Origin of the sequence: Akkermansia sp. UNK.MGS-1, from assembly GCF_000980515.1 — a bacterium.
Lineage (GTDB): Bacteria > Verrucomicrobiota > Verrucomicrobiia > Verrucomicrobiales > Akkermansiaceae > Akkermansia > Akkermansia muciniphila.
This window is the reverse complement of sequence record NZ_LBCB01000002.1, coordinates 94841-121140: the sequence shown is the minus strand read 5'-3', so window position 1 is coordinate 121140 and position 26300 is coordinate 94841. Positions and strand designations below refer to the sequence as shown.

The window sequence follows — 26300 nt, the reverse complement described above, 5'->3', positions numbered from 1 at the left end:
CTGACGGATATGGCGGTGGAAGGCCTGAAGGCCATGCCGCGCCTGACCGTACTGGCCCCGGACGTGCCGCACAGCGCCGTGGTCTCCGTCCTGGCGGGGGGCATCCACCACTATGACCTGGGTACGTTGCTGGACCAGATGGGGATTGCCGTAAGAACCGGGCACCATTGCTGCCAGCCGCTCATGTGCGCCCTGGGCACCACCGGGACTACCCGCGCCTCCTTTGCCCTGTACAATACGGAAGAGGAAGTGCAGACCTTCCTCAAATCCATGAACCGGGCGCTGGACATGCTCTCCTGAATAACCCTCCCTTCCCTGCTTATTTACACCGCGCATCATGAAAACGGTTTCCATCCTTCTCTTAGGACTGGCCATAAGCCTTTCCGGCTGTTCCCTGCACCAGCGGCAGGAAATGGAGTACGCCCATTACCAGGATGACGCCGCGGCTATCCGGGAGGCCTATGCCGCATGGCTCATTCTTTCCTCTCCCAACCGCAGCCGGGAATGGCCGGAAGCCCGGAAAAAATACAATGCGTGCATTCGGGAGCTGGCCGCCCACCTGAAGGAAGCCAAACGCAAAGGCGGCATGGATGAGAAGAAGCGCCTAAGCCTTCCCTTCGTCATTGAAAAATCTCCCTATGCCAGGGACAGCAATCCGTGGTTCTATGAGGCCATTTTCATGTCCGATGAAGTGGACCCCTCCTTCCGCCTGCGCGAAAGCGTGACGGTAGAGGGAATGGGCATACCGCTGGCGGGGCTGGCGCCCCGGGGCGGTTCCCGCCCCCATGCCAACGTGCTTAAGGACAACGGCAACGTGCACACGCTGACGGCCATTCTGGACTTTGACCGCATGGTGGACGGGAAACCAACCCTCCGCACCATTCCGCGCCTGATGAATGAGCACATCTTCATTGGCAAAAATAAGGTGCGGCAGCCTCTGGCGGCCAATTTTTCCGTCCCCATCGCTCTCTTCTGGAAGCTTTCCGACGCAGACGGAACGGAACTGCTGGGGGCATTCCGCCCCAAAAAGGCCATCAATACGATGGGGCTTTATTTTTCCGAACCCTATGACCCCCGGAAAATACCCGTGGTTTTCACCCACGGCCTGATGTCCGGCCCCGCCACCTTCGCTAACCTGACCAACCGTCTCCTGGTGGATCCGGTCATCCGGGAAAACTACCAATTCTGGTTCTTCGGCTATCCGTCCGGGCTGGCCTGGACCATTCCGGCCAGCAGGCAGCGGCAGGCCCTGAAGGAGCTCATGCAGGAATACAATCCCCGCGGAACATCCAGGGAAATGAACAACATCGTCATGGTGGGACACTCCATGGGCGGCCTCATCACCCGCTTCAATAACTCCACCAAACCCTGGACGCTGATGAAGGGAGTATTTGAGCTTTCTCCGGAAACGTTTGAGGGAATGACGCTGGAAAACTGGAAGAAAGGAATGGCCCCCCTCCATTATGATGAACAAACGCTTGAACGGCTCCAGAATAATTTCATCTTTTCCCCGCCCCAGGGAGTCACGCGCATCGTGTACATGGCCACCCCGCACCGCGGTTCCACTTTCGCGGACAACTGGATAGGAAGACTGGGCCAGCGCCTGATCGACCTCCCCTCGGACATGCTGGAAGAAGTCACCCGCATCGCCACTCTCAGCCGCGGCATGTTCCTACTCAACCCCCTGCAACTGAAGGACGAGCTGACCAGCATCCGCCAGCTTTCCCCGAATTCATCCCTGGTCAAATACATGTCGGAGCTGCGCGGCTCCCCAAATGTTCCCGTTCATTCCATCATTGGAGACAGGGGCAGGAACGACACTCCCAATTCCTCCGACGGAGTGGTCAAGTACCACTCATCCCACCTGGACTGGAGCGCCAGTGAAAAAATCGTTCCGTCCGGGCACAGCGTGCAGGATGACCCGGCCTCCGCCTTGGAACTGCGGCGCATCCTCCGGGAACACCTGGTCAAGGTCAAAGGCCGTAAAACGCTCGAAGAAGCGGACGCGAAAGCCGCCACTCCCGTATGGCAGGCCAATCCCTCGCCGCCTATCATCCTGAAAAGGCCCTGATGCAGGGGACTGTTTCTCCTTGTCCATGCAAGGCCTCCTTCCCTTCCCCCCTTCTGCTGTTCCTGCTGATAACAGCAGCCATCTTCCAGTCAAACGGCCACGCCTCGGCGATCCTGTTTCCGGGTTCCTGTATGTCCCGGCTTTAACGGTTGGAACGCCCTCGTTCATCCACCCTCCCTGCCGCTCCCGGAAAAAAACAGGAACCCAACAGGATTTACCTTGCCGCGGGCATCTGCGGCAACATGCCGCCGCGGCGGTTGAAACAACTGAAATTTTCCCCGCTCATTACGGCCTGTTCCTGGCTGCCCTGATTTGACTGGCCGGTTACGGAAAAAGGCGCGCTCCATCCGGGCATGATTGGCGTCCGTTCAGCATCAGGGCGTCCCGCCATCAAAATATGCCCGCTTATAGAGTTGCTTCCGTAGGGGAATTTAAGGTAGAGTGGGAATCAATACTATTCCACCTCCCTTTTCCATGTCTGCCGACGATTCCTTTCCCATGGACCAGATTTCCTCTCTCTTTCCCCAATTGGAAAATATTCAGCTTGTCGGAGCCAAAGGCCCCCAGCAAATTTTCACAGCTACCCTGAAATCCAACTTTGCTCCCGTCATGCTGCGGGTGGTTCCCACGGAAGAAGCCGGCATCTTCGGCTGGGATCCTGAATTCATCGTCCGCTCCCTCACCATCGTGGAACAATCCCACCAGGGGCTCCTGCGCGTTTATGAAGTAGGACAGGCGGGGCCGTTTACTTTCATCATCTCCGAACACCCCCCCTATCCGCGGATGGCGGATATGGAAACCCTTCCCCAAATATCTCCCCAGGCGGCGCTCAACCTGGTGCGCAACATGGCGGAAGGACTGCTGACGCTGCACCGGAAAAACATTTTTCACGGGGGCATCACGCCCAAGCTGATTTGCCTGCGCGAAGACGGCGGAGACGCCCTGCTGCTGCCCATCAATATTTATCCTGCCCAACCTCCGGTGGACATGGGGGACTTCGCCTCTCCGGAGTGGGTCACCGGAGCGGAAACCACGTTCACGCCGGGCATGGATATTTACGCACTGGGGCTGGCGCTCTACATTCTGCTTACCCGCAAAACGCCGATGGAAGCGGGCTTTGCCATGCCCTCCTCACTAATCAAATGCAGCGATGCCGTGGATTCGGCAGTCTCCCGCGCCATCAATCCGGATACCCGGGAACGCTACCGGGACCTGGGGGATTTCATCACGGATCTGGATAAAGCCATTGCCAATCCTTCGGGAAGAAATGCGGCCTCCATCCCTCCACCGTCATCTTCCCCGGCCATTCCGGCCCTGAACATGCAAAAAGGGCAGTCCAACATCTATTACTATCTCATTCCGGCCCTGATCGTGGGCATTGTGCTGACCTATACCTGCATCCTGTATAAGAAGGATGTCGTTAGAATGCGCAATGACTATAATGAACAGGTGCAGAAGGAAAATAACGCGAAAGCGGAAGCGGCAAGACAAGCGAACAGGGACGCGCGCCGCCACGCTCCGGCCACCGCGCAAAACACCGCTGCGGCCATTCCTTCACCTGTTCCGGCCGCGCGTCCGGCGCAGACGCCGGCAGTTCCCAAAGTTTCCGCGGAACCCGGCAAAATCAATTGGAGCCTTCAGCCCGGCGTCAAGGTTCGCCAGAGTTCCAACCGCAACATGCTGGGAGCTTACGGTCCGAAAAAGGCCGTTGACGGCAATACCAGCTCCAGGATTTCCGACGTTTCAATCAGCGCCACAGGCGTGGTTGAAGGGAAAACCGCCTGGTTCGGCATTGACTTCGGCAGGGAGACCAACCGCACCATAGAAAAGGTAGTCATTTACACGCCGGCCAACCTGACGCTGCTGGGCACTATGGAAAAATTCAAGGTAATCCTCTACGGCAATGACAAAAACGTGCTGGCGGAAAAAACCTTCAGTACCACTCCTTCGGAAAAATCCACCAACGTCACTTCCTGGAAACTGGACGCTCCGGTCAAGGCGCGAGCCCTGCGCGTGGAATCCGCAAATCCCTCCCAGCCGCTGGCGTTGACGGAAGTGGAAGCGTACGGACCGGAAGATGCGGAGGACACACCGGCTCCCGCACCTGCGGAAAAATAATTATCCACGCAGCCCTGCTCCCGCTTACCCCCCTCCGGGGGCCATGCTGAAAACCGCCGTTTCCTTTCCCCTTCCCGGAAAGCAGGTTGGGGCAGGGCCTGATGGAATGTCACACGCTAAGTTCCTGGTTTGGCTTCGCGTATGAAATTTTCCGGTTTCTGCTCCATTCTCCGGAAGCCATCCAGGCCCGGACGGAGGAAAATCCGAAAAACGTATTTGCGCCGGACCGGAAATAGCCGCCCCTCTCCACCTTCCCCACCCCGGAAAAACGCTCTCATCCCCATATGGCTCCCGGGGAAATATCCTGAAGCGGCTGTCGTCCCTGTGGACCCCTTTCCCATTCAGGAAAAACAATACTCCGGAAATAAAAAACCCGGCGCCGCCTCACGGCGGGCCGGGCCAGCAAAATAGCAATTCTTCCGATTACCGGTTGGCAGACTTCACAATCATGGCATCCTTGCCGATGCGGCCGCGCAGATAGTGAAGTTTGGCGCGGCGGACTTTGCCGCGGTTCACGACTTCAATCTTGGCAATGCGGGGAGTATGCAGGGGGAATACGCGTTCCACGCCTTCACCGTAGGAAATTTTGCGGACGGTGAAAGCTTCATTGATGCCGGAACCGCGCTTGGCGATCACAATGCCCTGGAAAATCTGGATACGTTCCTTGCCGCCTTCAATAACACGAGTGTGAACCTTGATGGTATCACCTACGTTAAATGGGGTCACATCCGCCTTGAGTTGCTCTTGCTCGATTTTGTTGATAATGTTCATCTTGTGTTATCTATTGCTGGTGAATATCAGTAAAAGGAAAACTTACGGGACGCAGAATATGAGCCATAATCCCCTAAAAGGCAATCCAAATTTGCCGTACGTCCTTAATTTATTTTTCCGGCGGGTCCGGCGGCGGAGCCACTCTGGCAAGCCATTCCTCCAGCGCCGGAAGAAAAGCGGAGGAAGACATGAGGCCCCGGATGCCGTCCGCCCGCTGCAGAAAAGCCTTGTTGCCGCCCCGGGCCCGTTCCGCCATCAGGATTTCCAGCAGCAGGCGCGCACGGGTGCGGGCGTCAGCCGCGCCGTCCAGGGCGGAGGAAAGGAGCTCTCCGGCGCGGGCCGGTTCCTTCCGGTACAGGCATTCCAGCGCCAGAGCTTCATAAAGGCAGGAAAAAGGGGCCTTCCGGGCGGACTCCATCAAACGCGCGGAACGGTCCTTCCAGCGGTCTCCGAACTGCACGGAGGAAGCCCACCACCCCTGGAAATAACGGTCTTCTTCCGTCGGCTCCACGTCCATATCCTTCATGCGGGCGTATGGACGGTACAGGGGGTCTCCGAACACCAACCCCTGCCAGGACAGCACAGGCATGCTCATCCAGGAAGCCTCCGCCACGGTATAGCCGTCCAGGAGGCGGTCCACAAAAATATCAAAGCGGTGGCAGGCGCCCAGGAACGGCTCATACACGTTTCCCACCGTCACAGCAGCCCCCTTCTCCAGCAGGGCGGAACTCCATCCCCTGCCGGGGACCTTGAAATCGGCGGCGCTGAAGGAATGCAGATGCATGGCTATCGCCCCGGGCCGGAAGCGGAACGAAGGATCCGAAAACGGTCCGTTCGCATTCCCCGCATACCACCCGCAGTAAAGAGCCGTATCCCGGCTCAAGGGGAATTTTTCCGGCAGGGTCTGGGGCCAGTCATCCAGATAAGCGGGAATGCCCGCCTCCCTTACGCGCTCGAACACGTCGTCCAGCCACCGGTCCCCCTGGGCATAGGGGCCGCCCCGGTCCACAACGGCCCACCCCCATAAACCTTTTTTCTCCACGTTCGCCGGTTCCGCCACCAGCCGCATGCAGGTATCGGGCGTCAGTCCGTCCAGGCGGCATACCAGAAACGAAGGAAGGCCGGAACCCACAAAATCCTCCCTTTTATTAAAATAGGGATTCACCTGCCAGGACTTCCTTTCATAACCGCCCACCGCCAGCAGAGCCAATTCGGAATCCACCGCAGCGCGATCCGTCTGCATCTGGTTGACGCCTTTCCCGGGAAGGGGAGCGGGCGTTTCATGCCGTATCTTCATCGGCAGGTCCGCCATCAGCACCAGCACAAAAATCTTCCGGTTCATCAAGGGGGAGGACGCAATGCCGGAAGGCACCCACCACCGTTGTTTCCGCGCCGCCTCCAGCAGCGGGACGCGGATCGTATCCTCATACTCCTTCCGCGAAATCTCGCTGGTCGTGGGGCAATCCAGGGAAACGAGATTCCCTTCCGGAACGCCGCGCACCCGCGCATACTCCCTGGCCATGCGGCGGCTCAGCTCGGATTTTCCGTTATAAACCACGGCCACATGAGCGGGCAGCAGCTCATAGGCACACGAGGCGGAAAACCACGACGCCAGCAGAAATAACACGGCTAATCCACTCTTGAACATGCCCCTACCATACCTCATCTTCCGGGGCAATCAAGCAGGTGAAAGGGGCGGCCACGAATTCGCCATTTTTCCGCTTTTCGCTTCACATCCTAAAAAAATACGCTTTAATAACTCTTGATGTATTGCAGGCCTCCCCCCTGCATTCCCTATAACCATCACACGCATATGATTCAGCAAATTGACCATATCGGCATCGCCGTCAAGAGCCTTGACGCCACCGTCCCCTATTACCGCGATGCGCTCGGGCTCGGAGAGCCCCACATTGAGGAAGTTCCCACTCAAAAGGTCCGCGTCGCCATGTTTGACGTTGCCGGAGTCCACATCGAACTGCTCGAACCCACCTCTCCGGAAAGCGCTATCGCCAAGGCTATTGAGAAAAAAGGGGAAGGCATCCACCACATCGCTTTCAAGACCAATGACATCGCCGGAAATATCTCCCAGGCCAAGGAAGCAGGCCTTACCGTGCTGAACGACCCGCCCGTCCCCGGCGCTCACAACACGCAGGTCACCTTCCTGCATCCCAAGTGCACCTTCGGCGTCCTGACCGAATTCTGCCAGCACCCCGGCGGCTGCGAATGCGGCAAGTAACATTCTCCCTATTCACCATACCACTATACCAATGGCTATTGATCCCAAATTGATTGACGATCTGAACAGCCGCCGCAAGAAGGTAATCCTCAGCGGCGGTCAGGAAAAGATCGACAAGAGACATGAAAAGGGCGAAATGACAGCCCGCGACCGCATGGGGTACCTCTTTGAGGAAGGCACCTTCTCGGAAATCGGCATGCATGTGCGCCACAACTGCCACAACTTCGGCATGGGCAAGAAGGAAATCCCCGGCGACGGCGTCGTTTCCGGCTTCGGCCTGGTGGACGGCCGTCCGGTGGCCTGCGCGGCCTCCGACTTCCTGGCCCAGGGCGGGTCCCTCGGCTACATGCACGCCATGAAAATTGCGGATGCCCAGAAGTACGCCCTGAAAGCCGGCATCCCGATGGTGACCGTGAACGACTCCGGCGGCGCGCGCCTCCAGGAAGGCGTGGCGGCCCTTTCCGGCTATGCCCAGGTGTTCTACAACAATGTGCTTGCCTCCGGCGTGGTTCCGCAAATCTCCATGATTCTGGGTCCCTGCGCGGGCGGCGCGGCCTACTCCCCCGCCCTGACGGACTTCATCATCATGCGCAATTCCGGCAACGCCGGCATGTACATCACCGGCCCCAAGGTGATTGAACAGGTCACGTATGAAAAATGCACGATGGATGACATCGGCTCCGCCGCCATTCACGCCACCGTATCCGGCAACGTCCATTTCGTAGCGGACAGCGACGCGCACGCCATGGACATCCTGAAGAGGCTGCTTTCCTTCCTTCCTTCCAACAACACGGAAGAACCGCCTCACAAACTGGACACCCCGCTTGACCTGAGCGCAGACGAAGGTATGAGCGACCTGATTCCCGGCGACAACCGCACGCCGCTGGACGTCCAGCCCATCATCAGCCGCCTGGTGGACAACGGGGACTTCCTGGAAGTGCATAAGGACTTCGCCAAAAACGTCGTCGTCGGCTTCGGCCGCATCTGCGGCGTAGTAGTCGGCATCATCGCCAACCAGCCCAACGTGAAAGCCGGCTGCCTGGATATCGACTCCTCCGACAAGGCCGCGCGCTTCATCCGCTTCTGCAACGCGTTCAATATTCCGTTGGTGAACCTGGTGGACGTGCCCGGCTTCCTACCCGGCAAGAACCAGGAACGGGGTGGCATTATCCGCCACGGCGCCAAACTCATCTTCGCCTATTCCCAGGCCACGGTGCCCAAAGTCACCCTGATCATGCGGAAAGCCTACGGCGGCGCCTACATCGCCATGTGCTGCAAGGACCTGGGCGCTGACGCCGTCTTCGCCTGGCCCGGCGCGGAAATCGCCGTCATGGGCGCGGAAGGCGCCGTTCCGGTGCTCTACGGCCGTGAATTGAAGGCTGTGGAAGACCCGGCGGAAAAAGCCAAGCGACAGGGAGAACTCCTTGAAGAATACCGGGAAGCCTTCTACAACCCGTATGTGGCGGCCGGCATGGGACAGATCACGGAAGTCATCAATCCGGAAGAAACCCGCGCCAAAATCGCCTTCGCCCTGCGCACCCTGCTGAACAAGAAGGAAGTGCGCCCGGCCAAGAAACACGGCAACATTCCGCTCTAACATCCATCTCAACGGATTCATATGTTACTCACAACACTCGCCTTTGCACAGGGCATCGCCAACGTCATGAACAATCTGAACTATCAGATTGTCGGCATTATGGTGGTCATGATGTGCCTGGGTGGCCTGGCCGTCATTCTGACCATCAGCGGCTCCATCGCCGCCGCCATTCAGAACAGGGCCAAAGCCAAAACCGCCGCTCCCGTGGCCGCGCCTGCCGCCGCCCCCGCTGCGGCGGGCAAACCGGGCATGACTCCGGAAATGCTCGCCATCCTCTCCGCAGCGGTGGACTCCGCCATGACGGAGCTCACGCCGGAAATGGTGGCCGTCATCTCCGCCGCCGTGGACGCGGGCCTGGACGGCATGAGCCACCGCATTGTGGAAATCAAGCAATCCCCGGGCTCCGGCTATGCGGCCGCAGGCAGGGCGGAAATCTTCGCCTCCCACCGCATTCGGCCTTCCCGTTGAACTACAGCATTATTCACCCTTACCCCGCCCCGGCGGGAACCATTTAACTTAATACTCCATACCATACATTATCATGAAGAAACTTCGCATCACCGTAGACGGCAAGGTATTTGACGTATCCGTAGAACTCCTGGACCAGGTATCCTCCACTACCGCAGCCCCGGCCCCCGCACCTGTGGCCGCTCCCGCTCCTGCCGCATCCGCACCCGTGGCCACCCCGGCTCCGGCTCCGGCTCCCGCACCTGCGCCCGCTCCGGCCGCCGCCGGCGCAGGAGACGTTCCCAGCCCGCTTGCCGGGAAGGTCGTCTCCCTGGACGTGGCAGCAGGCGCACCCGTGAAGGCCGGTGACCAGATTCTGACGCTGGAAGCCATGAAGATGAACACCATCATCTACGCTCCCGCCTCCGGCACGCTCACCGCTTTCTGCGTGAACCCGGGCGACACGGTTCAGGAAGGACAGGCACTGGCCAAAATTGGTTAATCCCGGCGGCGGCAGCCCGGAAACGCCAACAGTCCCGGGCTCCGGCTCAAATAATAAACCGCTACAATAACATTCCGTATGAGTCTTTTTGATTCATTAATCACCTTTTTACAGGGGATGGGCGTCTTCTCCCTATCATGGCAGATGGTAGGGATGTGGGGCATTGCCATTCTCCTCCTGTATCTGGGTGTAGCCAAGCAATACGAACCGCTCCTGATGGTTCCCATTGCTTTCGGCGCCCTCATCGCCAACATTCCGGACAACGGAATGCTCATCACCCAGCTGAACCAGCAGGTCATCTCCTCCAATGAACAGGGGGAAGTAACCTCCACGTCCCTGAACAACGTGGGCTACCTGCGCGTTCATGTGGCTCCTCTGCAGCAGACGCCCGCCAAGGTGCCGGCCAATCTGACCACGCCGGAAGCCCGCGCCCAGTATCTGGAAACCATGCAGCAGCCCATGCAGGTTTATCCCGGCAGCCAGCTGACCGTTTCCAAAATCAAGTCCGTGCGGGAATCCCAGGAAAAAGCCAAAGCTGACGCCGCCCGCCTGGGAGACGACAGTCTGACGGTGGATCCCAACCTGAAGGACTTCCAGAACGTGACGGAGGACAACGGCAATGAGCCGGTCTTCCTACTCACGAACGGAGAAGGAACCACCGTCGTCCGCCAGCAGGGCGTCAATTACTTTGACACCAGCGGCAACCGTGTTCCCGTGGACCTGAAAACGCAGAAGCTGGAACCCCTGGTGGTTTCCGCCGCAGGCAAATACGTGGCCGTAGGCCAACATACCCAGGAACTGCTGGTCACCTCCATCCACGGGGGCCTGTATGACTGGATCGGGCTGGGCATCAAGGCTGAAATTTTCCCGCCCATCATCTTCCTGGGCGTAGGAGCCCTGACGGACTTCGGCCCGCTGCTCGCCGCACCGCGCACCCTGCTTCTGGGCGCGGCGGCCCAGGTGGGCGTAGCCGCCACGTTCTTCATGGCCCTGTTCATGGGCTTCAACCCGAATGAAGCCGCCTCCATCGGCATCATCGGCGGAGCTGACGGCCCCACTTCCATCTTCCTGACGATGAAGCTGGCTCCGCACCTGCTGGGCGCCGTGGCCGTGGCCGCATACACGTACATGTCCCTGGTTCCGCTGATACAGCCGCCCATCATGGCGTTGCTGACGACCAAGAAGGAGCGCCTCATCCGCATGAAATCCCTGCGGACGGTCAGCAAGAGCGAAAAACTGTTCTTCGCCGTGCTGGTAACCATTGTCACCATTCTGCTGATTCCGGACGCATCCCCGCTCATCGGCATGCTGATGCTCGGCAACTTCCTGCGCGAATGCAAGGTGACGGAACGCCTGGTTCAGGCCTCCCAGAATGAAATCATCAACATCGTCACCATCTTCCTGGGAACCTCCGTGGGTCTCACGATGCAGGGAGACCGCTTCCTGCAGGCGGAAACGCTGCTAATCATTCTGCTGGGCATTGTCGCCTTCGGCGTAGCCACTGCGGGCGGCGTCATCGCCGCCAAGCTCATGAACCTCATCTGGCGCAAGAATCCGGTCAACCCCCTCATCGGGTCCGCAGGCGTCTCCGCCGTCCCGATGGCGGCCCGCGTCTCCCACAATGTGGGCCAGAAGTACGACCCCTCCAACTATCTGCTCATGCACGCCATGGGCCCGAACGTTGCAGGCGTGATCGGCACCGCAGTCATCGCGGGCTACTACATCGCCACTCTGGCGAAATAACCAGAATTGAAAATTACTCCCGGCCTCGGCCCGTCCCATGAATTCCGCAGCCTCATTTTCCACCCCTCCGGAGGAGGAAGGACCATGCGGCGACTGGACTTATCATGAATGGGCCGAGGCTTTTTCCACCAATGACCTGGCCCGCTCCCTGCCCCCGGGGCATATTGCCGTCTGCCGCGTTCAGACAGGAGGCCGCGGCAGGTTCAACCGCAAATGGATAGGGGAGGAAGGCGGCCTGTGGGCATCCTTCACCGTTCCCCTGTCCGCTCCTGCGGATACAGCGGCCGGCGTGCACTGGGGCCATTTGCCCCTGGTTGCGGGGCTGGCCCTGTTCAACATGCTCCGCGGCATGGGGCTGGATTCCGTGCGCCTGCGCTGGCCAAACGACCTGCTGGCGGGCAAATCCAAACTGGCGGGAATACTGGTGGAACGCCCGGCGGAAAACATGGCCGTCATCGGCATCGGCATCAATGTTTTCAATGATGTAGCCTCCATCGCCGGGGAAATCAAGGACCCTCCGGCAAGGCTGGCGGATCTTGTTCGGGACTGCCCTTCCCTGCACGCCGTCATGGCTTCCCTGGGCAGTCATTTGAACCAGGTTCTTTCCGTCTTTTCCCACGGCGGCGTCTCTGCCCTTCAGGAGGGTCTGTCCCGGGCATGGGCCGGAGAAAGGCCGGTTTCCATTCTTACGGATGACGAAACCGTCCGGGGTATTTTTACAGGGATTGACGATCAGGGCAATCCTGTGCTATCCCTTCCGGCCGGCGCCGTCCGCACCATTCCGGCGCACCTGATTAACAGGCTCCTCGAAGAATGAGCCTGCCGCTCCGTTTTTACACGGGGTTTCTTTCTTTTTTCATCCAACAAAAATCACTGACATGAGTTACAAGGTACTGACACCAGAAGAAGCAGCAAGCCTGATCAAGCATGGCCACCATATTGGGCTGAGCGGATTCACGCCCGCCGGAACGGCCAAGGCCGTTACGGCTGCGCTGGCAAAAATCGCAGAAGCGGAACATGAGAAGGGGAACCCTTTCCAGGTGAGCGTCTTCACCGGTGCTTCCACCGGCGATTCCTGCGACGGGATCCTTTCCCGGGCCAAGGCAATCCGCTACCGCGCTCCCTACACCACCAACGTTGATTTCCGCAAGGCGGTGAACAACGGGGAAATCGCCTATAATGACATCCATTTGTCCCAGATGGCCCAGGAAGTGCGCTACGGGTTCATGGGCAACGTGGACATCGCCATTATTGAAGCCTGTGAAGTCACGGCCGACGGCAAAATTTACCTGACGGCCGCGGGCGGGATCGCTCCCACCATCTGCCGCCTGGCAGACAAAATTATCGTGGAATTAAACGCCGCCCACAGCAAGAGCGCCATGGGCCTGCACGACGTTTACGAACCCCTGGATCCTCCCTACCGCCGCGAAATTTCCATCTTCAAACCCAGCGACCGCATCGGCAAGCCGTACATCCAGGTTGACCCGAAAAAGATTGTGGGCGTTGTGGAAACCAACTGGCCGGATGAAGCCCGTTCCTTCGCCGCAGCGGATCCCCTGACCGATAAAATCGGGCAGAACGTGGCCGATTTCCTGGCTGCCGACATGAAACGGGGCATCATTCCCTCCACGTTCCTGCCTCTCCAGTCTGGCGTGGGCAACATCGCAAACGCGGTGCTGGGCGCCCTGGGCCGCGACAAGACGATTCCCGCGTTCGAGATGTACACGGAAGTCATCCAGAATTCCGTCATCGGCCTGATTCGGGAAGGCCGCGTGAAATTCGGCAGCGCCTGCTCCCTGACCGTGACGAACGACTGCCTGGAAGGCATTTACAGGGATATGGACTTTTTCCGCGACAAACTGGTGCTCCGTCCCTCGGAAATATCCAACAGCCCGGAAGTTATCCGCCGTCTCGGCGTCATCTCCATCAACACCGCCATTGAAGCCGACATTTACGGGAACGTCAACTCCACGCACATTGGCGGCACGAAGATGATGAACGGCATCGGCGGGTCCGGCGACTTCACGCGCAACGCCTACATCTCCATTTTCACCTGCCCGTCCGTTGCCAAGGACGGCAAGATCAGCGCCATCGTCCCCATGGTTTCCCACCATGACCATACGGAACATGACGTCAATATCATTATTACCGAGCAGGGGGTCGCGGACCTGCGCGGCAAGAGCCCGAAAGAACGGGCCCAGACCATTATTGAAAACTGCGTCCACCCGGATTACAAAAACATCCTCCGGGATTACCTGAAGCTGTCCGACGGCAAAGCCCAGACACCGCAATCCATCAGGGCCGCTTTGGGCATGCACGCCGAACTGGCCAGAAGCGGAGACATGAAGAATGTCGACTGGGCCCAGTATAAGTAATTCCGCATGCCGTCATTCGCATTGGCATCCATGAATTCACGTTAACCCCTCAGGACCGCTTCCGCAAAGGGAGCGGTCCTTTTCCTTTTTCCCATCCCCTCTACTCCTTCTCTTCACCATGAACTGGATGATTTACCCGGCAGCCAGGGCTTTCATCAAAGTCTGCGCCGTTCTTTTCGGCGCGGGCGCAGCAGCGGCAGTCCTCATCCATCTGTTCATGCCTTTTTTCCTCCGCTCTCCCCGGACAGCCGCACCCTTCCTGCTTTTGGGAACAGGGGCGGAATTGCTCTCCATCCTTTCCCTGTCCTTCCTCATGTTCTGGGGCGCCAGAGTCCTGCTGGCCTCCCGCGGAAGCAGAATAACAAGAAATCTGAGCATGCTGGCCTTCCTGCCCGCCCTGTACGCCCTCCTCATTCCGTTTGCGGGCATGCCCGTCCCATCGCAATATACGGAAATGGACAGGGTTTGGGAGGCCGTCCTCCTTCTGGCGGCCGTCACTTCTTTCTTTTCCTTCCCTTATACGGCGGGATACGAAGCCGCAGGCAGGAGATTATTCCTGGCCTGGGGCATCGCGGCGGCAGGCTGCGGTTTGCAGAGCGCCCTGTTTTTTCTTGCCGTCCTGTTGCGTCAGTTCCTGTCCACCGCAGTTCCCTCCCTGGCAGCGCCTGTTGCATGGCTGGCCGTTCTTCTGTCCTGCGGCCTGGAAATCATGCTGGCGGCCCTTTCCGTTCTTCTGGCGCAGCGCCTGTTTAAAGAGGTCATGTCCATAGCATCCATGCCGGAACCGATTGATCCCTCCATGCCGGGCAACCGTCCCTGACTTTCCTATCCCTCCGTTTTTACCGGCCTGCCGGAAGAGTACCCTCATTCCCCGGCATGTACCCTCATTCCCCGGCATGAAAGGCTTTTACGGCTTCGCGCAAAAAGCCGTCCGGAAATTTCCGCCGGTGGAACGGAATCCGTATGGAAAGCATTGCCGGAAAGCAAACCGCCCCACCCCGGAAAGCCGCGGGTTCGCAGGGACACCCCTCCCGTTCCCACGCCGGCGGCAGACAACCCTATTTCACCAATTCATCCAGATAACGGCCATAACCGTTATTATTCATGGCTCCGGCCTGGGAGCGCAGCATTTCCTGGGAAATCCAGCCGTTATTAAAGGCTATCTCCTCCAGGCAGGCTACCTTGAACCCCTGGTGGTGCTCCAGAGTACGAACGAACATGGAAGCCTCCAGAAGGGTATCGTGCGTGCCCGTATCCAGCCACGTATAGCCGCGCGCCAGTTTTTCCACGCGCAACAGGCCCTGCTTCAGGTATTCCTGATTCACAGAGGTGATTTCCAACTCGCCGCGGGAAGACTTGGGAATCCGTTTGGCTATCTCCACCACCCGGTTGTCGTAAAAATAGAGGCCCGTCACCGCAATATCCGATTTGGGCCTGAGCGGTTTTTCCTCAATGGAAACCGCCTTCCCCTCCTCATTGAATTCCACTACCCCGAAACGCTGCGGGTCATGCACCTGGTAACCGAAAATGGTCGCTCCGCTCGTCAGTTCGGCGGCCCGCTTCAGCTTCTCCGTCAGGCCGCGCCCGTAAAAAATATTGTCCCCCAGCACCAGGGCTACGGAATCCTTTCCTATGAACTCCTCTCCAATAATAAAGGCCTGAGCCAGCCCCTCCGGCCTGGGTTGTTCCCTGTATTCAAAGGAAACGCCGAACCTGCTGCCGTCCCCCAGCAAATCCCGGTACAGGGGCAGATCCCGGGGCGTGGAAATAACAAGGATTTCCCGTATTCCGGCCAGCATCAGCACGGAGATGGGATAATAAACCATCGGCTTATCGTAAACGGGCAGCAATTGCTTGCTGACGGAAAGCGTAACGGGATGCAGCCGCGTGCCGCTTCCCCCGGCCAGAACAATACCCTTCATATCAAATTCCTAGCCATTGGTTCCAAGACGTTCCAGGCGGTATTCCCCGGACAGGATGCCCCGCCACCATTCCTCATGGTCCAGATACCACTGAATGGTCTTTCTGAATCCGGAAGAATGGTCCTGGCGCGGAATCCACCCCAATTCCCTCCGTATTTTGGAAGCGTCAATCGCATAGCGCAGGTCATGGCCCGGCCTGTCCTGCACAAAGGAGATTTGCTCCCGGTAGCTCCGGCCGTCCGGCCGGGGCCGCAGTTCATCCAGATGGGAACACAGCAGCTCCACCAGTTCCAGATTGGTCTTCTCGTTATTGCCGCCGATGTTGTACGTCTCTCCGGGTTTTCCGCAGGAAACGACCGTCAGCAGCGCCTCGCAGTGATCCCCCACATACAGCCAGTCCCTCACGTTTTCCCCTTTGCCGTATACAGGGATGGGGGCCCCGCCCAGCGCTTTCAGGATAACGACGGGGATCAGCTTTTCCGGGAACTGGTAAGGGCCGTAATTGTTGGAACAGTTGGTGATCAGCACGGGCAGCCCGTACGTATCGTGCCAGGCGCGCACCAGGTGGTCGCTGGAAGCCTTGCTGGCGGAATACGGGGAATGGGGGCGATACGGCGTGGATTCCGTGAACAGGCCTTCCTTTCCCAGGGAGCCGTACACCTCATCCGTGGAAATGTGATGGAAGCGGAAGCGCTCCTTTTTCTCCCCCTCCAGGGAGCGGTAATATTCCAGGGCGGCCTGAAGCAAGGAAAAAGTGCCCATGACGTTGGTGGTCATAAAGTTTCCCGGATCGTCAATGGAACGGTCCACATGGGACTCCGCCGCCAGGTGCATTACCCAGTCCGGCCCGTACTCCCGCAGGGTGCGGCTCATCAGGGAAGAGTCCCGGACGTCGGCGTGCAGAAAGCGGTATGCCGGGGAATCCGCCAAACCGTCCAGGGAATGGATGTTGCCGGCATAGGTCAGGGCGTCAATATTCAGGACTTCATGGCCGCGCTCCAGCAGCAGCCTGACCAGATTGGAGCCGATGAATCCGGCGCCGCCCGTAACGATAACTTTCATAGCACTGTTTTCAGGGAAAGATGCGGCGCCATCATACAGCAACGGCGTTTTTTTTCAAAACAAATCCGCCCATGCCGCGGGAACGTGGCGGCATGGGCGGGAAAAAGCGGGTTCCGTAACCGCTGAGACGGCTAGCAGCTCAGCTCCCGGCAAAGGTTGATGATATCCTGGTTCACGGAGTACTGCTGCCCGGCAACGGAATCCAGGGAGGCATAGCCGTACTGGCCGTCATGATACACCATGATCTGGTTGATGTCCCCGTTGTTCAGAGCTTCCACGGCGCGGGTGGCAAAGCGGGTGCCCATCAGGCGGTCACGGGCAGTGGGGGAACCGCCGCGCTGCACATGGCCCAGCACGGTCAGGCGGGTATCCATGCCGGCGCGTTCCGTCAGCCAGCGGGTCAGGTACTGCGCCACGCGGGTGCCTTCCGCCACCACGGCAATGATGCAGCTTCCTTCCTCATTGATGACAGGCTGGAGGCGCTTGTAAATGGATTCCAGGTCATACGGAATTTCAGGGACAATGCAGATATCCGCCGCGCTGCAAAGAGCGGTGGTCATCGCCAGATAGCCGCAGTCCCGGCCCATCGTTTCAATCACGAAAGCGCGGTGATGGGAACGGGCCGTATCACGAACGGAATCAATGCAATCCAGAATCACGTTCTGGGCCGTATCCACGCCCAGGCAGTAGTCCGTGCCGGCAATGTCGTTGTCAATCGTGGCCGGAATACCGGCAAAAGGCACTTCAAAATCATTGAAAAAGTCGTTCAGGGCGCGGAAGGAACCGTCCCCGCCCATGATGATGAGCTTGTCGATGTTGCGTTCCTTCAGATGCTCGTAGGCCTGCCTGCGGAATTCGTAGTCGAAAAAGCGCTTGGACCGTGAGGAACGGAGGAGAGTTCCGCCCCTGTAGATCATGTCGCTGGTCAGCTCCCGGGTAGCTTCCTTGATTTTTCCATCAATCAGCCCTTCCAAGCCGTCATAAACAACGTACGGGTTCATCCCAAGCTGGCGGGCATGATCCACTGCCGCCTTGATCGCCGGGTTCATTCCGGCGGCATCGCCGCCAGACGTCATAATGGCTATTCCACTCATAAGTAATAAGGTTAACTTGTCCGGGGGGAAATGTTACCGGGCGGAACAAATAATGCAAGCGCGGAGTTTTTACTGGCGCAATAAACGGCAACGCTTCATGATGCGGAGGCATGAACGACACTGCAGCAGCCATTCTGAAAGCCACGGCCGCCCTCCGGGACGGCACGGAGAAGCTCCGGTTCGAAGCCCCGGTCCATGTTACCTACAACCCTCTCACCTATGCATGGGGGCCGCATGAACAGTATGTGCGCACCTACGGAAACGGGGAAAAGAGCCATCTGTTCCTGGGCATGAATCCCGGCCCCTTCGGCATGGCTCAGACAGGCGTCCCCTTCGGGGAAGTGGACGCCGTCGTCAACTGGCTGCACATCCGCGGAGAAGTCGGGCGGCCGGAACATACCCACCCCAAACGTCCCGTGGAGGGGTTCGGCTGCCCCAGGTCGGAAGTCAGCGGCCGCCGCCTCTGGGGACTTTTCGCGGAAGCTTTCGGCACTGCGGAAAATTTCTTCCGTCACAATTACGTGGCCAATTACTGCCCGCTGATCTGGATGGGAGCCACCGGAGCCAACATCACGCCGGACAAACTGCCGACGGAACAGCGCGCCGCCGTGGACGCAGTATGTATGGAACACCTGCTTTCCCTCATCACCATCCTGAATCCCCACACGCTGGTGGGGGTGGGTGCCTACGCCACGCAGAAGCTGCGGGACGCCGCCTCCCGGCTCCCTGGCAAAAGCTTCACCATCGGCACGTTGCTCCACCCAAGCCCCGCCAGCCCCATCGCCAACAAGCTCTGGCCGGAACGTCCCATCCAGCAGCTTAAGGAACTGGGCATCTTATAAAAAGAGTGGAGGAGGCAGAGTGGAGGACTCCGTGACATGGAAGGAATCACCAGAGCAACAGGCCGGAAATCGGCAGTTCATCTTGTTCCCCTCCAAAGCTACATCGCTTTGAAGGAATATCCGGCCCCCTTCACTGGCTTGATTCGCCCAGGGACACGGCCTTCCTGACGGAAGAAATGCACGCCGGCATCTACCGGGACGGAGAAGAACTTAAACGCCTCCCCACCTCCGCCACAAAATCCCCCCTCCAAATCAATCATCATTCTTAGTCTGAAAACCCTCCGCTCTCCCCCGCAGGCCTTTTTACTGGACAGAGAGAAAAGGGTTCCGTACAGTTTCCGCGATCTTCAAGCGTTCCGAATTTATGGCAATTTCAGATTACATCGTGACCATTGGCCTGGAAGTCCACTGCCAGATCAAGACAAAGAGCAAAATGTTCTGCTCCTGCGAGACCGGCTTTGGCTTTGAACCCAATACGCGCGTGTGCCCCACCTGCCTGGGGCTGCCGGGCGCCCTGCCCGTCCTGAATGAGTTCGCCATTGAACGCACGCTGCTGACCGGCCTGATGCTGGGATGTTCCAGCCCGGAGATTTCCCAATGGGACCGCAAGAATTATTTCTATCCGGACATGGCTAAAAATTACCAGACCTCCCAGCTGGATCTTCCGCTGTGCCTGGGAGGGGAAGTGCCCCTGTACCCCTGGTCCTATCCGAATGACGTGATCAAAGCCGGCGTCCCTCCTTTCCGCACCGTGAAGCTGACCCGCATCCATCTGGAAGAAGACGCGGCGAAGATTACCCATCATGCCAATTATTCCCTGATCGACTACAACCGTGCGGGATCCGCCCTGATGGAAATCGTTTCCGAGCCGGACATCGACACCCCGGAAGAAGCCTACGCCTACCTCAAGTCCCTCCAGCAGATTCTGAATTACGGGGATATCTCCGACGCGGACATGGAAAAGGGCCAGATGCGGTGCGATGTGAATATTTCCCTGCGTCCCCACGGGCAGGAGGAATTGGGTGCCAAGGTGGAAATGAAGAACATCAACTCCATGTCCGCCGTCCGCAGAGCCCTTCATTATGAAATCCGGCGCCAGGCGGAAGAACTGGACATGGGCATTCCTCAAATCCAGTCCACCCGCCGCTGGGATGACGAACGCGGAGAAAGCGTCGTCATGCGAACCAAGGAAGACGCGCACGATTACCGTTACTTCCCCTGTCCGGATCTGGTTCCCGTACGCACGGCCCCGCTGGTGGAGAAAGTGCGCGGTCAGATTCCCGAACTGCCTCAGGAACGGCAGAAACGCTTCATGGAAGAATACGGCCTGAGCGAATACGACGCCAACGTGCTGGTGGGAGACCTGGAACTGGCACACTTTTTTGAAGAAGCGGCGCGGGGAACCGCCAGCGGCAAAAAAATCGCCAACTGGGTGATTAACAACATTTCCGCCGTGCTGAATGAAAAAGGCATGCGCCCGTCTGAATGCCCGGTGAAACCCGGCGCCATCCGGGAGCTGATCGCCATTATTGACGACGGCACCGTTTCCAACAACCAGGCCAAGGACGTATTCGCCAAAATGTGGGATGAGCCGGCCCTCGCCGCAGCGCAGGCCGCCAAGCTGCTGGGCTTTGAAAAGGCGGATTCCTCTTTTCTGGACGGCATCGTGCGGGAAGTCATTTCCGCCAATCCGGACAAGGTGGCGGAAATACAGGGGGGCAATGAAAAACTCCTGAACTGGCTTACCGGCCAGGTCATGAAGGCCGCCAAAGGCAAAGCCAACCCGAAAATCGTGACGGAAGCGCTGAAAAAAGCCCTTTCCATGGAGTAACCATAAACAAAGAGCCGTTTCCCTTCCCGGTGTCCTCTCCTTGCCCGCAGGGCATCACGGTTTGAACAGCTTCCTGTTTCCGGCCAGGGTGTTCCATACCTGCTTCACTTCCCCGGCCAGCGTCTGCTTCATCATGGCAAGGGAAAAGTCCGCCGCCTGGCCCATACTGATATAGGGAGGCAGGGCAAGGGCGTCCCTGTCCACATGCGCGTCCAGCAGAGCGGCGCCCGGATAATTCAGGAACATGTTCACCATCTGGTCCACCTGACTGGATTTGTCCAATAAAAACCCCTTGATGCCAACGGCATCCGCCACGGCGGCAAAAGAGGGATTGTTCAGGTTGATCTGCCACGGAATCAGCCCGGCCGCCTGCATTTCCAATTGGATGAAATCCAGACAGTCATTGTTATACACCACGATTTTCACCGGCAGCCTGTACTGGACAATCGTGATGAGATCCCCCAGCAGCATGGACAGGCCGCCATCTCCGCACAGGGCAATTACCTGCCGTCCGGGGTATTCCATCTGCGCCCCAATAGCCATTGGCATTGCATTGGCCATGGAGCCATGATTGAAGGAAGCCAGCGTCCTCCTGCCAAGCGTAGCGCACAGGAACCTTGCGCTCCAGATACAGGGGGTGCCGGTATCTACCGTAAATACGGCGTCGGATGCCGCATGCCTGTTCAGGGCGGTCGTGAGCTGTTCCGGCCGGATGGGAGATTCCTTGTCATTTCCTTCCATATAGGCGTTCATCTCTTTCACGTCCCTGGCGTGGCGTTTCAGGGCGGCGTCCAAATGCCCGGAATCCGTCTTTTCCTGCACCATGTTCAGCAACGCCTCCGCCGTGACGGAAACATCCCCGCAAATACCCAGGTCCAGGCGGCAGCGGCGGCCCAGCACTTCACCGCGCCTGTCAATCTGCACGATTTCAGGTTTGGTGGGAATGAAATTGAAATAGGGAAAATCCGTCCCCCACAACACGAGCATGTCGCTTTCATGCATGGCCTTGTAGGCATCTCCCCATCCCAGCAGCCCCGTCATGCCGATGCCCAGGGGATTGTCATGTTCAAAATAATCCTTTCCCCTCCATGTGTAGGCAATCGGAGCTTTCAGGCGGTTCGCGAGCCGGACGACCTTGTCTTCCGCTCCTGCGCAGCCGGCGCCGCAAAAGAAAGTAATGCGGCGGTGGTCGTCAAGCATCCGTGCCAGAAGGGATACGGATTCATGTTCAGGAACAACATTCTCCCGCGTGTAGGAAGGAGGATGCACCAGATTCTTCATCTCCGCGGGGGCGTCCGCAATGTCTCCGGGCAAGACGACGACGCCTACGTCGCGCCTGGCCCACGCGTGCTGAATGGCGGACATCAAAATGCACGGGGCCTGGGAAGCTTCCGAAACCAGTTCCGCATATGCGCTGCATTCCTTGAAAAGCTGTTCCGGATGCGTGGCCTGAAAATATTCCATGCCTACCTGGCTCTGTGGAATATGGGAGGCAATGGCCAGCACCGGGGCATGGTTCCGGTGGGCGTCAAACAGGCCGTTGATCAAATGGAGGTTTCCGGGGCCGCTGCTGCCGCAGCATACAGCCAGATTCCCGCTCAGCTGGGCTTCCGCGCTCGCGGCAAAAGCCGCCACTTCCTCATGCCGCACATGAATCCATTCAATGGTCTTCCTCCTCCTCAAAGCGTCCGTAACGGGGTTCAGGCTATCCCCCACAATGCCGTAAATCCGCTTAACTCCCGCCTTCTCCAAAATTTCAACAATCTGATCGGCTACCCTGTACATGCAGATTAGACACCAGCCAATCTCCAACGGATTCATTCTTATGTGTCATCCCCTCCATCTTTTCCGCACCGGAAAAATGCCTGAGGATTTCCCCTGATATCATAAGGCCGCCGCCTTTTCAGGCAGCGGCCTATGAATTACCAGTTCTCTGGTGGAAAACCGTCAGGAACGGCGGCGGCGCATCATCAGAACGGCCAGGCCCAGGATTCCCAGAGAAGCCGAGGCCGGTTCCGGAACCTGAAGGCCGGCAAAACCGGCAATCTGTTCCGCGGAAAGTTTTGTATCCGTCCACTGAATTTCACCCCATGTAAGATTGGGATTAATCCATCCTTGGATATCAGTGCGATTTCCGTTCATGTTGCCGTTGTAGGACAACGTGTCAAGCAAGGAACCATTCACATAGACCTCCACAGACTGGCTTTGGTTTGCGCCAGTAACGGCTAGAGTCACGTTAAGAAAACCTCCCTCCAAAACAACGGAAGTTTCAGAAACGTCTCCACGGTTTTGGGAAAAAGAGCCGGTAGAAGTATTCAAATTTCCATCTCCCATGCCAAGCTTGGCATCTGCCGTCAGATACAAGGCATTTGCCCCGTAACTTTGGCCCGCACTGGTGCCATAATACCCAAACAGCGTGGTCTGGGTTCCTTCCGTTAAGGAAGAAGTATTCAGCCAGAGGGAGATCGTGTAATTGGAAGCATAAAAATTACCGCCGTAAGGAATGAAACCGCCAGGAAGGGGACTCTGTGAGAGACTCCCAAACGTCATGTCTTTTCCCAATGTAATACCTTCAGTTGTCGTCGCCGTACCGGCAGCGTAAGACGTTCCGGCCGATGGTTCTAAAGAGCCGGAAGACGCCAACGCCGGAACGGAACAACACGCCGCAATGGCCATTAATGCTAATGTTTTTTTCATTTTCTGTGAATGATGGACTGAGTAGCAATCAGAGAGATATTCCCCGCCCTCTGTATATCGGATTCCCAATCCGCTCTTTTTCTCCCCCACAGGAAAGATGAGAACAAGCTTTTTCAATCCGCTAAAAAATGTAATATAATTACCTTCTATCACTTATGAATATAAAAAATAAAACGCAGAATAGATTTTTTGTGGAGGTTCTGAAGTTGCTGTATAGGAACAGCAATCCCTTTTCGCAAAATAGAAAAAATTGTAATAATAGTTTCATAATTGAAATGTTAGATTGACCTCGGATTGGGAATCCGGTTGTTTTCCCTCAGCCATCAAAAAAAATCAACATAATGTTTTCATATTCAATAAAAATTAATTTTCTTTCCTTCCATTTCCAGAACCTTCTTCTTGAAAAAGAGCCTTCCCCAAATTATCCTCCCGCTAGCTGTAATATTATTTCACCATGAAATTTTTCAAGACAACCATTGCCATGACAACCCTGCTGGGCTGCCTGCCCACATCCCCCGCAGAAGTCGCCTTTCCGGGGCCTGCACCCGGAACAGCCAGCGCGGAACAATCCGCTTCCGGCTATACTCTTTCCAATAACATCCTGACGGCCAAATTTATCCTTCGGAACGGAAGTCTTTCCTTCGGAGGAATGACTTCCAAACTGGGCCCCGTCGCCAAGGCAGGGGATGAATTATTCATCATCAATCTTCAGGACGGACGGAGCCTTAAATCCTCCGAGCTGAAAGCGGGAAACGTCAAATTCGTCTCCCTTCAGCCCAACCCCAAGGCATTCAGGCTGGCTGACCGCTTCCCGGGAAAAGCCGTCAGCGCAACATTCCAGGCTCTGAACGGAACCCTTCGCATTTCCTGGCGCGCCGTGCTCAGGGACCATTCCCATTACCTGAGGCAGGAACTCCGCCTGGCAAGTATGAAGCCCGTCCAGATGAAAAACATCGTAGCGATGCAATATGACCTGGCAGAAGGGAAAGCCGGGGCACCCTCCGTTTCCGGAAACGCCAGAGGCGCACTCATCGTCAATGACCTGGCGTTCACCGCCCTGGAAACTCCCATGGGCATCAATACCGTGGGAGGCGCCGGAAATATGGAAGGAGGAGAAACCGCCATCTGGAGCGCAGACAAGTGGTCCACAGCCTCATGGACCGGAAATTTCAATGTTCCCCAGGAACTGAAAAAGCAGTACGGAGAACAGGTTTCCAGTGCGGAAGGCCCGGTTTCCATTGACGGCAAAGGAGCATGTACCATCACTTTCCAGTATAAGGGAGGGGACAAGGGCAACAATAAGCTGAACCTTGCCGGCGTGCAGCTCCTCTCTTCCAAGGGGGCCGTTCTTGACTCCGATTTCCACAACGGCAGCACCGGAGATTCCAATGCCGGCAACACTTACACGGTACAGGTTCCTTCCAGGGGAAATTACATTCTGCGCTACTGGGCCCAGACCAAGAGCGAACCGATTGCCAGCAAGGGGGAAATCACCTTTTCCCTGCCCGTGCACACGCTGGAGGAAAAGCAGGCTCCCCAGGCGGACGAATCCCGGCTGGCCCAGGGACTCTGGAGCCGTAAAACCACCTTGCAGCCCGGAGAAATATGGGACGTATCCTCCGTTCTCGGAATTTTTGCCCCCGGCCAGAAACGCCGCTCCTTCCTGGCCTATATGGAACGGGAACGCGTGATGCCCTACCGCCCCTTCATCCATTATAATTCCTGGTATGAACTGAACATCAACCGCAACAATGATTCGGACCCCGCCAAGCGCATGACGGAAGAACAATGCCTGGCCGTCCTGAAAGACTGGCAGGAACAGTTTTTCCAGAAGCGCGGCATGTCCATTGACGCCTTCGTCTGGGACGACGGCTGGGATGAATTCAACAGCCTGTGGGATTTCCACAAAATGTTCCCGCAGGGCTTCAAGCGCATTGACGCCGCCGCCGGCAGGCAAAAGGCCGGCATCGGCACGTGGCTGGGTCCGGTGGGGGGCTACGGAGCCTCCAAGGGCAAGCGTCTCGCTTACTGGAACGTGAAGCATCCGGACAACAAGATCGGCAATTTCCAGCTCTCCAACAAGGAATATTTTGATGCCTTTGTGGGCCGCTGTTCCCAGATGGTGAAGGACTACAATATGAAGTACTTCAAATTCGACGGCATCAGCACCCACTTCCATGCCAAGGGGCCCGGCAACGAAGAGGATGCGGAAGGCATCATCCGCGTGCTGAACGCCCTGCGCAAGAAAAAGGGGGATCTTTACATCAACTGCACTGTAGGAACCTGGGCATCCCCCTTCTGGTTCCGTTATGCGGATTCCGTATGGAGGCAGGAGAATGACTTCGGCACCATCGGAGCGGGCGACAACCGCGACAAATGGATCACCTACCGCGACCGCCTGGTGCATGAAGTTTTTGTGCAGGGTTCCCCGCTGATGCCCATCAATTCCATGATGACTCACGGCCTGATGGTCACTAAATTCGGTCCTCCGGCCTGCATGCCCCGCGATCCGGAAAACGTCAAGAAAGAACTCCGCTGCGCCACGGCTTGCGGCACTTCCCTCCAGGAGCTCTACGTGGATCGGGACCTGATGAGCGCCAACGGCGGAGTTCTGTGGGACGAACTGGCCAAGGGGATCAAGTGGATACGCCGCAATGCGGACGTTTTGGACGACGTGCACTGGGTGGGCGGCAATCCGTGGAACAAGGAAACTAACGAAGGGGCCGTGTACGGGTGGGCCGCATGGAATAAAAACAAGGCCACCCTGGCTCTCCGCAATTCCTCCGACCAGGAAAAGAGCCTGACCGGAACCCTGCGCAGCATTCTGGATATCCCTGCGAACGTCAAGGGCTCCATCACCTTCAAGGATTCCTATGACGACCAGCGGACGCTGGACGGCTTCTCCGGCAGTTCCGTAGACATTGATAAGGAAATCTCCTTCACGTTGAAGCCCTTTGAGGTGCTGGTGTACGAAGGGGGAAAGGTCAAATAA

The 26300-nt window shown here is 57.6% G+C and carries 21 protein-coding genes; 14 read left to right on the top strand and 7 right to left on the bottom strand.

Annotated features, from left to right (window positions below; translation table 11 throughout):
• The 3 genes from WW58_RS01735 to WW58_RS01725 form a co-directional block, all read left to right on the top strand.
• Positions 1–300 (top strand): aminotransferase class V-fold PLP-dependent enzyme (locus WW58_RS01735; RefSeq protein WP_046434836.1); only part of this gene is annotated, 300 nt, incomplete at its 5' end.
• Between the two features lie 37 nt (positions 301–337).
• Positions 338–2071, top strand: coding sequence for an esterase/lipase family protein (locus WW58_RS12745; protein ID WP_102759794.1), 1734 nt, complete (start codon positions 338–340; stop codon positions 2069–2071).
• Between the two features lie 474 nt (positions 2072–2545).
• Positions 2546–4189: a discoidin domain-containing protein gene (locus WW58_RS01725; protein ID WP_046434833.1), complete on the top strand. Its 1644-nt coding sequence runs from the start codon at positions 2546–2548 to the stop codon at positions 4187–4189.
• A gap of 423 nt (positions 4190–4612) precedes the next feature.
• On the opposite strand, the gene rplS is transcribed toward WW58_RS01725, so the two are convergent.
• Positions 4613–4960, bottom strand: a complete 348-nt coding sequence (gene rplS, locus WW58_RS01720; RefSeq protein WP_012419257.1) for a 50S ribosomal protein L19 — start codon at positions 4958–4960, stop codon at positions 4613–4615.
• Positions 4961–5069: 109 nt separating this feature from the next.
• The gene (locus WW58_RS01715) at positions 5070–6608 is read right to left on the bottom strand and encodes a TIGR03790 family protein (RefSeq protein ID WP_046434831.1); all 1539 of its coding nucleotides are present in this window, start codon (positions 6606–6608) and stop codon (positions 5070–5072) included.
• A gap of 165 nt (positions 6609–6773) precedes the next feature.
• On the opposite strand from WW58_RS01715, the gene mce reads away from it, so the two are divergent.
• From mce to WW58_RS01675, 8 genes are all read left to right on the top strand, one after another.
• A complete protein-coding gene (gene mce / locus WW58_RS01710; RefSeq protein ID WP_022197871.1) occupies positions 6774–7196 on the top strand; it encodes a methylmalonyl-CoA epimerase in 423 nt (140 codons plus the stop codon).
• A gap of 31 nt (positions 7197–7227) precedes the next feature.
• The gene (locus WW58_RS01705; protein WP_022197872.1) at positions 7228–8793 is read left to right on the top strand and encodes an acyl-CoA carboxylase subunit beta; all 1566 of its coding nucleotides are present in this window, start codon (positions 7228–7230) and stop codon (positions 8791–8793) included.
• A 21-nt stretch (positions 8794–8814) separates the two neighbouring features.
• Positions 8815–9261 (top strand): OadG family transporter subunit, encoded by a 447-nt coding sequence (locus WW58_RS01700; RefSeq protein WP_022197873.1) that lies wholly within the window; start codon positions 8815–8817, stop codon positions 9259–9261.
• A 73-nt stretch (positions 9262–9334) separates the two neighbouring features.
• Positions 9335–9742 carry an acetyl-CoA carboxylase biotin carboxyl carrier protein subunit gene (locus WW58_RS01695; protein ID WP_046434828.1) on the top strand — a complete coding sequence of 136 codons (408 nt, stop codon included), beginning with the start codon at positions 9335–9337 and terminating at the stop codon, positions 9740–9742.
• 78 nt (positions 9743–9820) lie between these two features.
• Positions 9821–11485, top strand: a complete 1665-nt coding sequence (locus WW58_RS12740; RefSeq protein WP_102738223.1) for a sodium ion-translocating decarboxylase subunit beta — start codon at positions 9821–9823, stop codon at positions 11483–11485.
• 37 nt (positions 11486–11522) lie between these two features.
• A complete protein-coding gene (locus tag WW58_RS12735) occupies positions 11523–12302 on the top strand; it encodes a biotin--[acetyl-CoA-carboxylase] ligase (RefSeq protein ID WP_022197381.1) in 780 nt (259 codons plus the stop codon).
• 61 nt (positions 12303–12363) lie between these two features.
• Positions 12364–13860 (top strand): acetyl-CoA hydrolase/transferase family protein, encoded by a 1497-nt coding sequence (locus WW58_RS01680; protein WP_046434827.1) that lies wholly within the window; start codon positions 12364–12366, stop codon positions 13858–13860.
• 118 nt (positions 13861–13978) lie between these two features.
• Positions 13979–14680 (top strand): hypothetical protein, encoded by a 702-nt coding sequence (locus WW58_RS01675; protein ID WP_143246753.1) that lies wholly within the window; start codon positions 13979–13981, stop codon positions 14678–14680.
• 238 nt (positions 14681–14918) lie between these two features.
• Here WW58_RS01675 and rfbA read toward each other — a convergent pair whose 3' ends face one another.
• From rfbA to WW58_RS01655, 3 genes are all read right to left on the bottom strand, one after another.
• Entirely contained in the window at positions 14919–15782 is an 864-nt protein-coding gene (gene rfbA / locus WW58_RS01665) for a glucose-1-phosphate thymidylyltransferase RfbA (protein ID WP_046434821.1), read from the bottom strand.
• Positions 15783–15791: 9 nt separating this feature from the next.
• Positions 15792–16844: a dTDP-glucose 4,6-dehydratase gene (rfbB, locus tag WW58_RS01660; RefSeq protein WP_046434819.1), complete on the bottom strand. Its 1053-nt coding sequence runs from the start codon at positions 16842–16844 to the stop codon at positions 15792–15794.
• A 131-nt stretch (positions 16845–16975) separates the two neighbouring features.
• Entirely contained in the window at positions 16976–17938 is a 963-nt protein-coding gene (locus tag WW58_RS01655; protein ID WP_046434818.1) for a 6-phosphofructokinase, read from the bottom strand.
• Positions 17939–18048: 110 nt separating this feature from the next.
• On the opposite strand from WW58_RS01655, the gene WW58_RS01650 reads away from it, so the two are divergent.
• Positions 18049–18780: a uracil-DNA glycosylase family protein gene (locus WW58_RS01650; RefSeq protein WP_046434816.1), complete on the top strand. Its 732-nt coding sequence runs from the start codon at positions 18049–18051 to the stop codon at positions 18778–18780.
• A gap of 364 nt (positions 18781–19144) precedes the next feature.
• Positions 19145–20611 (top strand): Asp-tRNA(Asn)/Glu-tRNA(Gln) amidotransferase subunit GatB, encoded by a 1467-nt coding sequence (gatB, locus tag WW58_RS01645; protein WP_046434814.1) that lies wholly within the window; start codon positions 19145–19147, stop codon positions 20609–20611.
• Positions 20612–20665: 54 nt separating this feature from the next.
• Here the strand turns inward: gatB and WW58_RS01640 are convergent, their stop codons facing one another.
• Both WW58_RS01640 and WW58_RS01635 read right to left on the bottom strand, forming a co-directional pair.
• Positions 20666–22396, bottom strand: a complete 1731-nt coding sequence (locus WW58_RS01640; RefSeq protein WP_254888286.1) for a thiamine pyrophosphate-binding protein — start codon at positions 22394–22396, stop codon at positions 20666–20668.
• Positions 22397–22558: 162 nt separating this feature from the next.
• Entirely contained in the window at positions 22559–23425 is an 867-nt protein-coding gene (locus tag WW58_RS01635) for a PEP-CTERM sorting domain-containing protein (protein WP_215841818.1), read from the bottom strand.
• A gap of 337 nt (positions 23426–23762) precedes the next feature.
• Here WW58_RS01635 and WW58_RS01630 point away from each other — a divergent pair, with 337 nt between their 5' ends.
• Complete coding sequence (locus tag WW58_RS01630; protein WP_102735389.1) at positions 23763–26300, top strand: hypothetical protein; 2538 nt, start codon at positions 23763–23765, stop codon at positions 26298–26300.

Excerpts from the sequence above, each read along its gene's own strand:
- WW58_RS12745 (WP_102759794.1), top strand. The coding sequence starts at position 338 with ATGAAAACGGTTTCCATCCTTCTCTTAGGACTGGCCATAAGCCTTTCC.
- WW58_RS01725 (WP_046434833.1), top strand. The coding sequence starts at position 2,546 with ATGTCTGCCGACGATTCCTTTCCCATGGACCAGATTTCCTCTCTCTTT.
- rplS (WP_012419257.1), bottom strand. The coding sequence starts at position 4,960 with ATGAACATTATCAACAAAATCGAGCAAGAGCAACTCAAGGCGGATGTG.
- WW58_RS01715 (WP_046434831.1), bottom strand. The coding sequence starts at position 6,608 with ATGTTCAAGAGTGGATTAGCCGTGTTATTTCTGCTGGCGTCGTGGTTT.
- mce (WP_022197871.1), top strand. The coding sequence starts at position 6,774 with ATGATTCAGCAAATTGACCATATCGGCATCGCCGTCAAGAGCCTTGAC.
- WW58_RS01705 (WP_022197872.1), top strand. The coding sequence starts at position 7,228 with ATGGCTATTGATCCCAAATTGATTGACGATCTGAACAGCCGCCGCAAG.
- WW58_RS01700 (WP_022197873.1), top strand. The coding sequence starts at position 8,815 with ATGTTACTCACAACACTCGCCTTTGCACAGGGCATCGCCAACGTCATG.
- WW58_RS01695 (WP_046434828.1), top strand. The coding sequence starts at position 9,335 with ATGAAGAAACTTCGCATCACCGTAGACGGCAAGGTATTTGACGTATCC.
- WW58_RS12740 (WP_102738223.1), top strand. The coding sequence starts at position 9,821 with ATGAGTCTTTTTGATTCATTAATCACCTTTTTACAGGGGATGGGCGTC.
- WW58_RS12735 (WP_022197381.1), top strand. The coding sequence starts at position 11,523 with ATGAATTCCGCAGCCTCATTTTCCACCCCTCCGGAGGAGGAAGGACCA.
- WW58_RS01680 (WP_046434827.1), top strand. The coding sequence starts at position 12,364 with ATGAGTTACAAGGTACTGACACCAGAAGAAGCAGCAAGCCTGATCAAG.
- WW58_RS01675 (WP_143246753.1), top strand. The coding sequence starts at position 13,979 with ATGAACTGGATGATTTACCCGGCAGCCAGGGCTTTCATCAAAGTCTGC.
- rfbA (WP_046434821.1), bottom strand. The coding sequence starts at position 15,782 with ATGAAGGGTATTGTTCTGGCCGGGGGAAGCGGCACGCGGCTGCATCCC.
- rfbB (WP_046434819.1), bottom strand. The coding sequence starts at position 16,844 with ATGAAAGTTATCGTTACGGGCGGCGCCGGATTCATCGGCTCCAATCTG.
- WW58_RS01655 (WP_046434818.1), bottom strand. The coding sequence starts at position 17,938 with ATGAGTGGAATAGCCATTATGACGTCTGGCGGCGATGCCGCCGGAATG.
- WW58_RS01650 (WP_046434816.1), top strand. The coding sequence starts at position 18,049 with ATGAACGACACTGCAGCAGCCATTCTGAAAGCCACGGCCGCCCTCCGG.
- gatB (WP_046434814.1), top strand. The coding sequence starts at position 19,145 with ATGGCAATTTCAGATTACATCGTGACCATTGGCCTGGAAGTCCACTGC.
- WW58_RS01640 (WP_254888286.1), bottom strand. The coding sequence starts at position 22,396 with ATGTACAGGGTAGCCGATCAGATTGTTGAAATTTTGGAGAAGGCGGGA.
- WW58_RS01630 (WP_102735389.1), top strand. The coding sequence starts at position 23,763 with ATGAAATTTTTCAAGACAACCATTGCCATGACAACCCTGCTGGGCTGC.